The 14,117-nt window shown below is 57.5% G+C and carries 12 protein-coding genes and 1 pseudogene; 7 read left to right on the top strand and 6 right to left on the bottom strand.

The features are described 5' to 3' along the window. Positions 1–66: 66 nt before the first annotated feature. Complete coding sequence (locus tag ABLU96_RS06590; protein WP_004105268.1) at positions 67–840, top strand: GntR family transcriptional regulator; 774 nt, start codon at positions 67–69, stop codon at positions 838–840. Further along, entirely contained in the window at positions 837–1,316 is a 480-nt protein-coding gene (locus ABLU96_RS06595) for a GNAT family N-acetyltransferase (protein WP_014226666.1), read from the top strand. The genes ABLU96_RS06590 and ABLU96_RS06595 overlap by 4 nt, the downstream gene beginning before the upstream one ends. Here ABLU96_RS06595 and galR read toward each other — a convergent pair. Continuing rightward, positions 1,277–2,293: an HTH-type transcriptional regulator GalR gene (gene galR / locus ABLU96_RS06600; protein WP_014839434.1), complete on the bottom strand. Its 1,017-nt coding sequence runs from the start codon at positions 2,291–2,293 to the stop codon at positions 1,277–1,279. The two genes, ABLU96_RS06595 and galR, sit on opposite strands and share 40 nt — an antisense overlap. Positions 2,294–2,915: 622 nt before the next feature. Here galR and aas point away from each other — a divergent pair. Beyond that, positions 2,916–5,075, top strand: coding sequence for a bifunctional acyl-ACP--phospholipid O-acyltransferase/long-chain-fatty-acid--ACP ligase (aas, locus tag ABLU96_RS06605; RefSeq protein WP_025107411.1), 2,160 nt, complete (start codon positions 2,916–2,918; stop codon positions 5,073–5,075). Then, positions 5,068–6,261 (top strand): lysophospholipid transporter LplT, encoded by a 1,194-nt coding sequence (gene lplT, locus ABLU96_RS06610; protein ID WP_047722972.1) that lies wholly within the window; start codon positions 5,068–5,070, stop codon positions 6,259–6,261. Before aas ends, lplT begins: the two co-directional genes overlap by 8 nt. Before the next feature lie 99 nt (positions 6,262–6,360). On the opposite strand, the gene ABLU96_RS06615 is transcribed toward lplT, so the two are convergent. The 5 genes and pseudogenes from ABLU96_RS06615 to ABLU96_RS06635 form a co-directional block, all read right to left on the bottom strand. Then, positions 6,361–7,401, bottom strand: coding sequence for an NADP(H)-dependent aldo-keto reductase (locus ABLU96_RS06615; protein ID WP_064404177.1), 1,041 nt, complete (start codon positions 7,399–7,401; stop codon positions 6,361–6,363). A 237-nt stretch (positions 7,402–7,638) separates the two neighbouring features. Beyond that, positions 7,639–7,857: a YgdI/YgdR family lipoprotein gene (locus tag ABLU96_RS06620; RefSeq protein ID WP_004105255.1), complete on the bottom strand. Its 219-nt coding sequence runs from the start codon at positions 7,855–7,857 to the stop codon at positions 7,639–7,641. Positions 7,858–7,981: 124 nt separating this feature from the next. Then, positions 7,982–8,695 (bottom strand): TerC family protein, encoded by a 714-nt coding sequence (locus ABLU96_RS06625; protein ID WP_004105253.1) that lies wholly within the window; start codon positions 8,693–8,695, stop codon positions 7,982–7,984. Between the two features lie 81 nt (positions 8,696–8,776). Then, complete coding sequence (gene mutH, locus ABLU96_RS06630; RefSeq protein ID WP_064358522.1) at positions 8,777–9,472, bottom strand: DNA mismatch repair endonuclease MutH; 696 nt, start codon at positions 9,470–9,472, stop codon at positions 8,777–8,779. Positions 9,473–9,560: 88 nt separating this feature from the next. Further along, a pseudogene (locus ABLU96_RS06635) lies at positions 9,561–9,701 on the bottom strand (hypothetical protein); the annotation flags it as partial. A gap of 453 nt (positions 9,702–10,154) precedes the next feature. Here ABLU96_RS06635 and rppH point away from each other — a divergent pair. From rppH to lgt, 3 genes are all read left to right on the top strand, one after another. Beyond that, positions 10,155–10,685, top strand: coding sequence for an RNA pyrophosphohydrolase (gene rppH / locus ABLU96_RS06640; protein ID WP_004124593.1), 531 nt, complete (start codon positions 10,155–10,157; stop codon positions 10,683–10,685). A 12-nt stretch (positions 10,686–10,697) separates the two neighbouring features. Next, complete coding sequence (gene ptsP / locus ABLU96_RS06645) at positions 10,698–12,944, top strand: phosphoenolpyruvate--protein phosphotransferase (RefSeq protein WP_014226660.1); 2,247 nt, start codon at positions 10,698–10,700, stop codon at positions 12,942–12,944. 295 nt (positions 12,945–13,239) lie between these two features. Continuing rightward, positions 13,240–14,115 carry a prolipoprotein diacylglyceryl transferase gene (gene lgt, locus ABLU96_RS06650; RefSeq protein ID WP_014226659.1) on the top strand — a complete coding sequence of 292 codons (876 nt, stop codon included), beginning with the start codon at positions 13,240–13,242 and terminating at the stop codon, positions 14,113–14,115. Positions 14,116–14,117 lie beyond the last annotated feature (2 nt).

A 14,117-nucleotide genomic window follows, 5' to 3' on the forward strand; every position in this document is an offset into this window, starting at 1 on the left:
GGGCTGAAATTTTGCTAAGATAGCGGCCGATATTGACTCGCAGGCTCATAACGCACAGGTGATATTGTGGAGAAGGCTATCATTCCGCCGGAAAAGAAACCCTACCAGGAAATAGGTGATGATTTACGCGCACAGATTGCGCAGGGGCGCTATCCCATCGGGTCGCGCCTGCCGCCGGAACGCAATATCGCCGAGACCTACGGCGTGAGCCGGACCATCGTCCGCGAAGCGCTGCTGATGCTGGAGCTGCAGGGGACGGTCGACATTCGCCAGGGCTCCGGGGTGTACGTGATGCGCATCCCGCACGAGGACGATAGCGAGGAAGAACAGATGTTGAGCAGCGACGTCGGGCCGTTCGAAATCCTGCAGGCCCGCCAGCTGCTGGAGAGCAATATCGCCGCTTTTGCCGCCAAAATGGCCACCCGCGCCGATATCGATAACCTGAAGCGGATTATCGAGCAGGAACAGCGGGCGATTGCCGCCAACGATACCAGCCAGGATAACGCCCGGCTGTTTCACCTGGTGCTGGCCGGCGCGACGCAAAATCAGATGCTGCTGGCGACGGTTGAGCGCATCTGGCTGCAGATGGACAGCAGCCCGCTGTGGCAGCAGTTCAACGTGCATATCGCCAGCCGGGCGTACCGGCTGAAGTGGCTCGGAGACCGGCAAACGCTGCTTGCCGCCCTGCGCCGACGCGATGTGATGGGGGCCTGGCAGGCAATGTGGCAGCATCTTGAAAATGTCAAAAACAGCCTGCTGGAGCTCTCCGATGAAGACGCGCCGGACTTTGACGGCTATCTCTTTGAATCGGTACCGATTTTTCAGGGAAAGCTGGTATGATTATTCACCCCCTCTACGCTGCGCCGCAGCACGCTTCATGCGTGACGGAGTGGCTCTGGCGAGCGTTTGGCGCTGACGCGCTGCCGCGGGCGTTCTTCGCCAGCATTGTCGAACATAGCCAGACGCCGGGAGCGCTGCCCATTACCTTTGTGGCCGTGGAGGGCGAGAGGCTGCTGGGCACCGTCGGCCTGTGGCGCTGCGATTTAATCAGCCGTCAGGATCTCTATCCGTGGATGGCGGCGCTCTACGTGGCGCCTGAGGCGCGCGGGCAGGGGCTGGCGGGAAAACTACAGCAGCACGTCATCGGATATGCCAGAGCGCAGGGCTATACCGAGCTATTTCTCTACTCCGCCTGCCGCGATTTTTATGAGCGTTTTGGCTGGCAGTATATCGGCGAAGGCCTGGATTATCCGGCCAGCGCCGTCAGTTTATACCGCTACGATTTATCGCTGTCGAGGGGCGCAATCACCGAGTGACGGCGGACCAGCGTGGGGCTGAAAAGGTGGGTAATCTCCGGCGGCGGGCGATGCTCCGCCAGCGCTAACGCCAGCTCCGCGGCCTGCGTCGCCATGGTGACAATCGGATAGCGTACGGTGGTCAGACGCGGGCGCACGTAGCGCGAAATCAGCACGTCATCAAAGCCAATCAGCGAAATCTCACGCGGCACATCAATCCCGTTATCGTTTAATACGCCCATCGCGCCGGCGGCCATCGAGTCGTTATAGCAGGCGACGGCGCTGAAGTTCCTGCCGCGGCCCAGCAGCTCGGTTATCGCCTGTTCTCCGCCGCTCTCATCGGGCTCGGCAAAGGTCACCAGGCGATCGTTGCACGGCAGATCGCTCTCTTTTAACGCTGCCCAGTAGCCCTGCAGCCGGTCTTCAGCATCGGAAATAGCGTGATTAGAGCAGAGATAGCCGATGCGGGTGTGCCCCTGCTGAATCAGGTGGCGGGTCGCGAGCCATGCGCCGTAGCGGTCATCCAGCGCCACGCAGCGCTGCTCGAAGCCGGGCAGGATGCGGTTAATCAGCACCATGCCGGGGATTTGCTGCATCAGCGAGGCCAGTTCGTCATCGGGGATCATTTTGGCGTGGACCACCAGCGCCGCGCAGCGGTGGCGAATCAGCTGTTCAATCGCCTGGCGCTCTTTATGGAGGTTGTGATAGCCGTTACCGATCAGCAAAAAATTGCCGGTATTGTAGGCGACCTGCTCGACGGCTTTCACCATCGCGCCGAAGAAGGGGTCGGAGACATCGCCCACCACCAGGCCGACGGTTTCCGTTGACTGCTGCGCCAGCGCGCGGGCGTTGGCGTTGGGGTGATAATTTAGCGTTTCCATCGCGGCGCCTACCGACTGGCGCGAGGCTTCGCTGGCTTTCGGTGAATTGTTAATAACGCGGGAGACGGTAGCGACGGAGACTCCTGCGAGCCGGGCTACATCCTTAATAGTCGCCATACCAGGCCTTTTTTAGGGTAAGCGTTTACATGGCATTTATGTTACGGGAAAGCGCGGCAGATTCAAGGGTTGGTACTTTTGGGTTAATGCAATTGTGACGCAGATTAGCGTTGCGGGTGAAATAGTTACCCACAGGGGTGCGGAGAATTATTCCGGGAACGGACAATTCACACCTTTGCTTACACTTTGCGATTGGCTGTTGCGAATGTTCGCTGGTTTACCCATTCATTGCATTGATACTCTGGCTATCCCAGAGGTATTGATAGGTGGAGTCAACTTCAGGTTGACCACTTAATTACACCAGCCTGCGCAGATGCGCAGGTTTTTTTTTGCCCGCTGCTAGCCGTTGTTACAGTTCGCGAAAAAAGTAATAACTGGTTGCACTTAGGCTCATTCCCTTGCGTTTTATGGCTGGCGCCGGCGGCGGGAAAAACGAGACAATCAGGATCCCAGAGGTATTGATTGGTGAGTTTTTTAAGTACGCTTTTCGTACTGATTATCTTGCACCGACCTGCGCGGATGCGCAGGTTTTTTTTGTCCTGAATTCCGCTCCTCCTGGTGCATTTTCCGTCCCTTCTCATGTAACCTGCTTTGACTGATTAACCGGTCAAACGGAGTTGTTATGCTTTTGGGATTTTTCAGACTACTTTTCAAAGGATTGTACCGGGTCAAGTTAACCGGTGACCCCCAGGCGCTGCAGCAGCAAAAGGTGCTGATTACGCCAAACCATGTCTCCTTTATTGACGGCGTACTGCTGGCGCTTTTCCTGCCGGTGCGCCCGGTGTTCGCGGTCTATTCCTCAATCAGCGATCGCTGGTTTATGCGCGCGCTAAAGCCGATTATTGATTTTGTGCCGCTGGACCCGACCAAACCGATGTCGATAAAACATCTGGTCCGCCTGATTGAGCAGGGGCGCCCGGTGGTGATTTTCCCGGAAGGGCGGATCTCGGTGAGCGGTTCGCTGATGAAAATTTACGACGGCGCCGCCTTTGTGGCGGCGAAGTCGCAGGCGACCATCGTGCCGCTGAGAATCGAAGGCGCTGAACTAACCCCCTTTAGCCGCCTGAAGGGGCTGGTCAAGCGCCGCCTGTTCCCGCGCATTCAGCTGCATCTGCTGCCGCCGACGCATCTGCCGATGCCCGATGCGCCGCGCGCCCGCGACCGGCGTAAAATTGCCGGTGAAATGCTGCATCAGATCATGATGGAGGCGCGGATGGCGGTGCGCCCGCGCGAAACGCTGTATGAGTCGCTGCTGGCGGCCCAGGACCGCTTCGGCGCGCGCAAACACTGCGTGGAAGATATCAATTTTCAGCCGGACACCTACCGTAAGCTGCTGACCAAAACCCTCTTCGTGGCGCGCATTCTGGAAAAATACAGCGCCCAGGGCGAAAAAATCGGCCTGATGCTGCCGAACGCCGGAATAAGCGCGGCGGTGATTTTTGGCGCGATCGCCCGCGGACGAATCCCGGCGATGATGAACTATACCGCCGGGGTCAAAGGCCTGAGCAGCGCCATTACCGCGGCGGAAATCAAAACCATCTTTACCTCCCGCACCTTCCTCGATAAAGGCAAGCTCTGGCACCTGCCGGAGCAGTTGACGCAGGTACGCTGGGTATTTCTCGAAGATTTAAAAGGCGAGGTTACCGCCGCCGATAAGCTGTGGATTTTTGGCCATCTGCTGATGCCGAAGCTGGCTCAGGTTACGCAGCAGCCGGAAGACGCGGCGATGATTCTGTTTACCTCCGGCTCGGAAGGCAATCCGAAAGGGGTCGTGCATAGCCATAAAAGCCTGCTGGCCAACGTCGAGCAGATTAAAACCATTGCCGACTTTACCGCCAACGACCGCTTTATGTCGGCGCTGCCGCTGTTTCACTCCTTTGGCCTGACGGTCGGCCTGCTGACCCCGCTGTTTACCGGCGCGGAGGTCTTCCTCTATCCCAGCCCGCTGCACTACCGCGTGGTGCCGGAGCTGGTATATGACCGCAACTGTACCGTGCTGTTCGGCACCTCCACCTTCCTTGGCAACTACGCCCGCTTTGCGAATCCGTATGATTTTTATCGCCTGCGTTACGTTGTCGCCGGGGCGGAGAAGCTGCAGGAGAGCACAAAGCAGATCTGGCAGGACAAGTTTGGCCTGCGCATTCTTGAAGGCTACGGCGTCACCGAATGCGCGCCGGTGGTATCGATCAACGTGCCGATGGCGGCGAAAGTGGGCACCGTCGGCCGCATTCTGCCGGGGATGGACGCGCGTCTGCTGGCCATGCCCGGTATTGAAGAGGGGGGCCGTTTACAGCTTAAAGGGCCGAACATCATGAACGGCTATCTGCGAGTGGAGAATCCCGGCGTGCTGGAAGCGCCCGCGGCGGAAAATCAGCACGGCGTAGTCGAGGCCGGCTGGTATGACACCGGGGATATCGTCAGCTTTGACGAACAGGGCTATGTGCGGATTCAGGGCCGCGCGAAGCGCTTTGCCAAAATCGCCGGTGAGATGGTGTCCCTGGAGATGGTCGAGCAGGTGGCGCTGGCGGTTTCGCCGGACAAAATGCACGCCACGGCGATTAAACAGGATGCCAGCAAAGGCGAGGCGCTGGTGCTGTTTACCACCGATAATGAACTGAATCGTGAAAAACTGCTGCGCTATGCCCGTGAACACGGCGTACCGGAGCTGGCGGTACCGCGCGACATTCGCTGGCTGAAGCAGCTCCCGGTACTGGGCAGCGGCAAGCCGGACTTTGTCACCCTTAAAGGCATGGTTGAACAGGCGGAAGATTCGAATGAGTGAGTCAGTACACACTAACACATCGCTGTATTCGAAAGGGATGATGGCGGTTATCTGCGCCCAGTTTCTTTCGGCGTTTGGCGATAACGCGCTGTTGTTCGCCACCCTGGCGCTGATGAAGCAGCTGTTCTACCCGGAGTGGAGCCAACCGGTATTACAGATGTTGTTTGTGGGCGCTTACATTCTCTTCGCGCCGTTTGTCGGACAGTTTGCCGATAGCTTTGCCAAAGGGCGGGTGATGATGGTGGCGAACGGCCTGAAGCTGATCGGCGCGGGGTGCATCTGCTTTGGCGTGAATCCGTTTGTTGGCTATACGCTGGTGGGCATCGGCGCTGCCGCCTATTCTCCGGCTAAATACGGCATTCTCGGCGAGCTGACCACCGGCGATAAGTTAGTGAAAGCGAACGGCCTGATGGAGTCCTCGACCATTGCGGCGATCCTGCTCGGCTCGATGGCGGGCGGTATCCTGGCGGACTGGCATATCATGGCGGCGCTCGGCGTCTGCGCGGTGGTGTACGCCGGCGCGGTGGTCGCCAACCTGTGGATCCCGAAGCTGCCAGCGGCGCGTCCCGGGCAATCATGGCGTTTCAGGCCGATGACCCACAGCTTCTTTAGCGCCTGTACGACGCTATGGCGCAACGGTGAGACCCGCTTTTCGTTAGTCGGCACCAGCCTGTTCTGGGGGGCGGGCGTGACGCTGCGCTTCCTGCTGGTGCTGTGGGTGCCGGCGGCGCTGGGCATTACCAGCAACGCCATGCCGACCTACCTTAACGCGATGGTGGCGGTGGGGATTGTGCTGGGAGCCGGCGCGGCGGCGAAGCTGGTGACGCTGGAAACGGTGTCGCGCTGCATGCCCGCCGGGATATTGATTGGCGTGGCGGTCATCTTTTTCGCCATCCAGCAGGCGCTGCTGCCGGCGTTTGCCCTGCTGCTGCTGCTCGGCGCGTTCGGCGGCTTCTTTATCGTGCCGCTTAACGCCCTGCTGCAGGAGCGAGGGAAACATACGGTCGGCGCGGGCAACGCTATCGCGGTGCAGAACCTCGGCGAAAACGTGGCGATGCTGCTGATGCTGGGCCTCTATTCGCTGGCGGTGAGCATCGGTATTCCTGTCGTCGGCGTAGGGATTGGCTTTGGCGTGGTGTTCGCCCTGGCGATTACTGCCCTGTGGATTTGGGGACGGCGTAAATAATCTCCCGGAGGCGGCGCGTCGCGCCTGTCCGGGCTACAAACCGCACGAACTTGTAGCCCGGACAGATGCGTAGCATCGCCTCCGGGGGCTTTTACGGCCTTACGGTGCCGGGTAGGTATAAACCTGATGCACCGCTTCAATCTCGGCTAAAACCTCTGCTCTCAGCTCCAGATGCAGGCTTTCGACGTTGGTTTTCAGCTGCTCCATGGTGGTCGCGCCCAGCAGGGTGCTGGCGACAAACGGCTGACGACGTACGAAGGCCAGCGCCATCTGCGCCGGGTCAAGGTTGTGCCGCTTCGCGATATCGACATAGGCCGCCACCGCTTTTTGCGTCTGCTCGCCGCTGTAGCGCGTAAAACGGCTGAACAGCGTATTGCGTGCGCCTGCCGGTTTTGCGCCGTTGAGGTATTTCCCGGTCAGCGTGCCGAACGCCAGGCAGGAATAGGCCAGCAGCTCCACGCCTTCATACTGGCTGACTTCCGCCAGGCCCACTTCAAAGCTGCGGTTCACCAGGCTGTACGGGTTCTGGATCGTCACGATGCGCGGCAGGTCGTGCTTGTCCGCCAGATGAAGATAGCGCATCACGCCAAACGCCGTTTCGTTAGAGACCCCGATATAGCGAATCTTGCCGGCGCGCTGGAATTCGGCCAGCGCGTCCAGCGTATCCAGCAGGGTGACGACCGGGGCGGAATCGGCCCAGGTGTAGCCCAGCTTGCCGAAACAGTTGGTCGGGCGCTGCGGCCAGTGTACCTGATAGAGGTCGAGATAATCGGTCTGCAGGCGCTTCAGGCTGTCGTGCAGCGCCTCGCGGATATTTTTACGATCCAGCTTGTGGTCAGGACGAATGCTGCTGTCGTTATTGCGGGCAGGGCCGCTCACTTTAGAGGCGATAATCAGCTTTTCGCGATTGCCGCGCTTCGCCAGCCAGTTACCGACGTAGGTTTCCGTCAGGCCCTGGGTTTCCGGGCGCGGCGGGACGGGATACATTTCCGCGACGTCAATCAGGTTAATGCCCTGACTCACCGCGTAATCGAGCTGCTCGTGCGCGTCTGCCTCGCTATTCTGCTCACCAAACGTCATTGTGCCCAGCCCCAGCGTGCTGATTTCAAGAGAACTGTGTGGGATACGGTGATACTGCATAGCCGGCTTCCTTTTTTATCAACAAGGTCAGGCGTTCCCCGACAAAGGAATATAAAAATGGCAGAGGGGGAGAAAAAGGGGAAGTAAAAAAATCAAAAAAGCCGGGCTGACGGAATCCGGCCTGATGAATCCTCGCGGACAGATCAGGTTTATCCCGACTTTTCTCTGAATGCTGAAGAATAAAGAACGCTGCTCAACGGTGCGATAAAACGCTAAATCGCGACCTGACGGCGGGACTTAACGTTTAATAATCTGCGAAACGTCGTCACGATTGATCTGCATTTTATTACCCTGCTGATCTTCGTAGCTGATAAGGCCGGTGTCGTCGTCTATGGCGGGTTTGCCGTCGGTCAGAATCATGCGACCATCTTTGGTTGCCATGACGTAATCGCTGCTGCAACCGGAAACCGAGAACGCCAGTCCTACGGCGGAAATCAATACTGCCCATTTTTTCATCGCTATCACCCCTATTATAGCCGCACCTCGTACCAGTATATTAATAGCCTGATTTGTGAGACATAAAAAGCAGTTAAGTCTTAAAAAAGAATTGCAGCCCGTTTCAGGGCTGCGTTTTAGCGGGCTACAGCGGATTTTTTTTATTGCGCAGCAGGTTGAGACTTTCAACCGCAATCGAAAAGAACATCGCGAAATAGATGTAGCCTTTCGGCACGTGCACGTCGAAACTTTCGAGCATCAGCGTAAAGCCGACGAGGATCAAAAACGACAGCGCCAGCATTTTCACCGAAGGATGGCGGTCAACAAAATCGCCTATCGAACGGGCGGCAACCATCATCACCAGCACCGCGATTACCACTGCCGCCATCATAATAAACAGATGGTCCGACAGCCCGACGGCGGTGATCACCGAATCGAGGCTGAAAATAATATCCAGCAGCATAATCTGCACGATGGCGCCCATAAATGAATGGACGTTGGTTTTCAGCCCTTCTTCTTCGCCTTCAATGGATTCGTGAATTTCTTTACTCGCCTTCCAGATCAGGAACAGCCCGCCCAGCAGGAGGATCAGATCGCGAAACGAGATCTCCTGGCCTAGCACGGTAAAGAGAGGATTAGTGAGCTTGACGACCCACGCGATTGACGCCAGCAGCGCCAGACGCATGATCATCGCCCCCATCAGCCCAATACGGCGGGCGTGGGCCCGTTGCGCTGTGGGCAGTTTTGCCACCACCAGAGAGAGGAAAATAATATTATCGATCCCGAGCACTATCTCCAGCAGCGTCAGCGTACCAAGCGCCAGCCAGGCGTTAGGATCGGTTACCCATGCAAATAACATCGTTCAAAGTCCTGCAAAATAGAAAGATGCGATTATATGCAACCGCCACGGCAGAACAAAAAATTAATCATCTCCAGGCCGTTATTTCGAGGAGAGAAGGAAATGGCGGGCGAGCAGGGCGGCGGTAAAGTTTTTCTTCAGATAGAAACCGCGCGGTAGGGTGAGGATCGGTTCGCCGCGGGCGCCTACCGCCTCGGTCAGCGCTTTGCTGTTTGCCGCTTTCGGGCGCAGCTGCAGCACTTCGCCGTGGCGGGCGGTGATGCGCTCGACCTGGCCGAGGACGATCAAATCCATCAGCTCTTCCCAATCCATACGCAGCTGGCGATCTTCTTCTTCGCTGGGGCTCCACAGCAGCGGTGCGCCGACGCGGCGTTCGGCCAAAGGAATCGCGCGATCGCCCTCTACCGGTACCCACAGTACCCGCTTGAGCTTATGACGCACGTGGCTGCTCTCCCAGGTGACGCCGCTGTTGCCGGTCAGCGGCGCGACGCAGACAAAGGTGGTTTCCAGCGGGCGACCTGATGAATCGATGGGGATGGTTTTCAGCTCGACGCCGAGGGCGGCGAAATCCTGCTCCGGCTTGCTGCCTGCGCTGGCGCCAAGCCATATCTCCAGCAGGATGCCGATCCAGCCTTTATCACGTTTTAAATCGCGCGGAATCGGAATTCCGGCAAGCTGGGCCAGCTCCCCCAGCGAATAGCCTGCCAGCTGCTGCGCCTGGGTCAGAAGCTGCTCCTGGCTTTGCGGGGGGGATAAGAGCGGCGCGATGGTCGGCATAGCGTAAAACCTCTGACTAAAAAGTGAGCAGTAATTTCATCCGTTGTGGATAGAGTTTACCTTTTCTTGAGTAAGTATGACAATTTGATGATTCATATGGTTTTTTTTGCGATTTTTTGCCGCTGTGAAAATGGTGAAACCGGGTTTTCCAGAACTGGTCACCGACAATGAACAGGATCTTACACCCTGTTATCCACAGAAAAATGGGATAACTGGGGAAAAGCCCCACTACTGTTTCCATTTACAGCCTTGACGTGAGAGGAAAATCGAGTTTTTAGACAAAATATGCCCAGAGCACATGCGTAATCTGTGGATAAAACCAACATTGCTCGATCTTTCATCAGTTCCAGGATCTCTTATGTGATGATCGTCACGTTATACTGTGAATTATGAAATTTTAACATGCTAACTTTATGAAAATTAGGTCATTATAATCATGTGCTATCGCTACGCTGTTCGGATGATTCCGGGTTTTCCCTGGTTAATTCCGTACTTCTTCACAACTCTATCCACAGAAAAAGTGAATAAAATCGTCCGGGTATGGCTTTCGCTGTTTATAACTCCGGGTATTACTGTGAGTTATTCAAATGTTATTCGATCTCATCCCCCTCACAGAGTGGTTTACCGTTTCCAACGAGTGTGAAACAATCATTCACATTGAAGCTTATTTTGAGGTAGTCCGGTGATTGATGACGATGGCTACCGCCCAAATGTCGGTATTGTAATCTGTAATCGCCAGGGCCAGGTTATGTGGGCCAGGCGCTATGGTCAGCACTCGTGGCAGTTCCCGCAAGGGGGCATAAATCCAGGGGAATCAGCAGAGCAGGCGATGTATCGGGAATTGTTCGAAGAAGTTGGGCTAAGCCGTAAAGATGTGCGGATCCTTGCTTCAACCCGTAACTGGTTGCGTTACAAATTGCCTAAACGTTTGGTGCGTTGGGACACAAAGCCGGTATGTATCGGCCAGAAACAGAAGTGGTTTCTCCTGCAATTGATCGGCAGCGATGCGGATGTCAATATGCAAACCAGCAGTACACCTGAGTTTGATGGCTGGCGATGGGTAAGCTACTGGTACCCGGTGCGTCAGGTGGTGTCGTTTAAGCGCGACGTATACCGCAGGGTGATGAAAGAGTTTGCCAGCGTCACCATGGCGCTGGCGGAAAGCACGCCTAAGCCGCAAAGCGCGCCTGCATATCGACGTAAAAGAGGTTAAGCCACGCACATTATGCTCACTCGGTTGCGAGAAATAGTCGAGAAGGTCGCGAGTGCGCCGCGTTTAAACGAGGCGCTGGATATCCTGGTCACCGATATCTGCGCCGCGATGGAGACGGAAGTCTGTTCGGTTTATCTGGCTGACAATGACCGACGCTGTTATTACCTGATGGCGACGCGCGGGTTGAAAAAGCCGCGCGGGCGCATCGTTGCGCTCGCTTTTGACGAAGGCCTCGTGGGCCTGGTTGGCCGCCTGGCCGAACCCATTAACCTCGCCGACGCGCAAAAGCACCCCAGCTTTAAATATATTCCCGCGGTCAAAGAGGGCCGCTTTCGCGCCTTCCTCGGCGTGCCGATTATCCAGCGGCGTCAGCTGCTCGGCGTGCTGGTTGTGCAGCAGCGCGAACTGCGCCAGTTTGACGAAAGCGAAGAGTCCTTCCTGGTCACCCTGGCCACGCAAATCGCCGGCATTCTCTCTCAATCCCAGCTGAACGCGCTGTTTGGTCAATATCGTCAGACCCGCATCCGCGCGCTGCCCGCCTCGTCAGGCGTGGCGATTGCCGAAGGCTGGATGGACGTCAGCCTGCCGCTGATGGAGCAGGTTTATGAAGCCTCGACGCTCGATACCGCTTCCGAGCGCGAGCGGCTGACCGGCGCGCTGGAAGAGGCGGCGAATGAGTTTCGCCGCTACAGCAAACGCTACGCTGCCGGCGCGCAGAAAGAGACGGCGGCCATCTTTGACCTCTATTCGCACCTGCTTTCCGACGCGCGCCTGCGCCGCGAGCTGTTCGCTGAAGTGGATAAAGGCGCGGTGGCCGAATGGGCGGTGAAGAAGATCATCGAGAAATTCGCCGAACAGTTTGCCGCGCTCAGCGACGGCTATCTGAAAGAGCGCGCGGGCGATCTGCGCACGCTGGGCCAGCGGCTGCTTTTCCATCTCGATGACAGTATCCAGGGGCCCAATACCTGGCCGGAGCGCATCGTGCTGGTGGCGGATGAACTGTCGGCCACCACCTTAGCGGAGGTTCCTCAGGATCGTTTAGCCGGCGTGGTGGTGCGCGATGGCGCGGCGAACTCCCACGCCGCGATTATGGTGCGCGCGCTGGGCATTCCGACGGTGATGGGGGCGGATATTCAGCCTTCGCTGCTGCACGGCCATACGCTGATTGTCGACGGCTATCGCGGCGAGCTGCTGGTCGATCCCGAGCCGGTGCTGCTGCAAGAGTATCAGCGCCTGATCAGCGAAGAGAACGAGCTTAGCCGCCTGGCCGAGGACGATCTTGAACGCGCTTCCGAACTGAAAAGCGGCGAGCGGGTAAAAGTCATGCTCAACGCGGGCCTGAGCCCCGAGCATGAAGAAAAACTCGGCAATTTCGTCGACGGTATCGGTCTTTACCGTACCGAAATCCCCTTTATGCTGCAAAGCGGCTTCCCTTCCGAAGAGGAGCAGGTTGCCCAGTATCAGGGCATGCTGCAGATGTTCAACGAGAAATCGGTGACGCTGCGCACGCTGGACATCGGCGCGGATAAACAGCTGCCGTATATGCCAATTAGCGAAGAGAATCCGTGCCTTGGCTGGCGCGGTATTCGGATCACGCTCGATCAGCCGGAGATCTTTCTGGTACAGGTCCGCGCGATGCTGCGGGCCAACGCGGCAACCGGAAACCTCAGCATCCTGCTACCGATGGTCACCAGCCTGGATGAAGTGGATGAGGCTCGTCGCCTGATCGATCGCGCCAGCCGCGAAGTGGAAGAGATGATCGGCTACGCCATTCCCCGCCCGCGTCTTGGCGTGATGCTGGAAGTGCCGTCGATGGTCTTTATGCTGCCGCAGCTGGCGAACCGCGTTGATTTTATCTCCGTTGGCACCAACGATCTGACCCAGTACATTCTGGCGGTGGATCGCAACAACACCCGGGTCGCCAGTATGTATGACAGCCTGCATCCGGGGGTACTGCGGGCGCTGGCGATGATTGCCCGCGACGCCGAGCGTTTTGGTATCGACCTGCGCCTGTGTGGCGAAATGGCGGGCGATCCGATGTGCGTGACGATCCTGATTGGTATGGGCTATCGTCATCTGTCGATGAACGGTCGTTCGGTGGCGAGAGTGAAGTATTTGCTGCGGCGCATCGATATCAATGAAGCCCAGGAGCTTTCCCAGCGTAGCCTGGAAGCGCAGATGACCGCCGAAGTGCGCCATCAGGTCGCGGCTTTTATGGAGCGACGCGGACTCGGCGGCCTGATTCGCGGCGGCCGCTAGCACGGGCTACGGTTCATGAATTTGTAGCCCGGGTAAGGCGTTAGCCGTGACCCGGGACTACGCTGACGAGGTTCGGGCGGCCTGAGGGTTGGGTAGCCCGGACAGGCGCAGCGCGCCGCCTCCGGGAATGCTCAGCCGCGAATTCGCATTCGTATACATATCTTTTACATGTCCGGCGCGGATCGCCCTTCGCGCTTATGCTATCATTCGCAGCCTTTGGAGCGCCCGTTTCTGACGCGCGCGAACGATCCCCGCTGTCCACTTTCGGCGGAATAACAAGTGTTTATGGTGACAGATGAATAGTGGCTACCTGCATTTTCCGGAGTTTGATCCGGTAATTTTTTCCATTGGACCGGTCTCCCTCCACTGGTACGGTCTGATGTACCTGGTTGGGTTTGTTTTTGCGATGTGGTTGGCCACCCGTCGGGCCAATCGTCCGGGCAGCGGTTGGACAAAAAACGAAGTTGAAAACCTGCTGTACGCCGGCTTCCTCGGGGTTTTCCTCGGCGGGCGTCTTGGCTATGTCTTCTTCTACAACCTGCCGGTGTTCCTCGACGATCCGCTCTATCTGTTCCGCGTCTGGGACGGCGGTATGTCCTTCCACGGCGGCCTGATCGGCGTGATTCTGGTGATGATTATTTTCGCCAAACGCACGAAGCGTACCTTCTTCCAGGTTTCCGACTTCATTGCGCCGCTGATTCCGTTTGGCCTCGGCGCCGGGCGTCTGGGCAACTTTATCAACGGCGAACTGTGGGGTCGCGTCGATCCGAACTTCCACTACACCATGATTTTCCCCGGCTCTCGGGCGGAAGACCTGGCGCTGCTGCCGTCGCATCCTGAGTGGCAATCGCTGTTCGATACCTACGGCGCGCTGCCGCGTCATGCTTCTCAGCTCTATGAGCTGGCGCTGGAAGGCGTCGTGCTGTTCCTGATCCTGAACTTGTTTATCCGCAAGCCGCGTCCGGCCGGTTCCGTTTCCGGCCTGTTCCTCATTGGCTACGGTCTGTTCCGCATCATCGTGGAGTTCTTCCGTCAGCCCGATGCCCAGTTTACCGGCGGCTGGGTACAGTACATCAGCATGGGGCAGATTCTTTCGATTCCGATGGTGCTTGCGGGTATCATCATGATGGTCTGGGCGTACCGTTGTCGTCCGCAGCAACAAAATTCTTGAGG

It is taken from the genome of Klebsiella sp. CN_Kp106, assembly GCF_040064575.1.
GTDB lineage: Bacteria > Pseudomonadota > Gammaproteobacteria > Enterobacterales > Enterobacteriaceae > Klebsiella > Klebsiella michiganensis.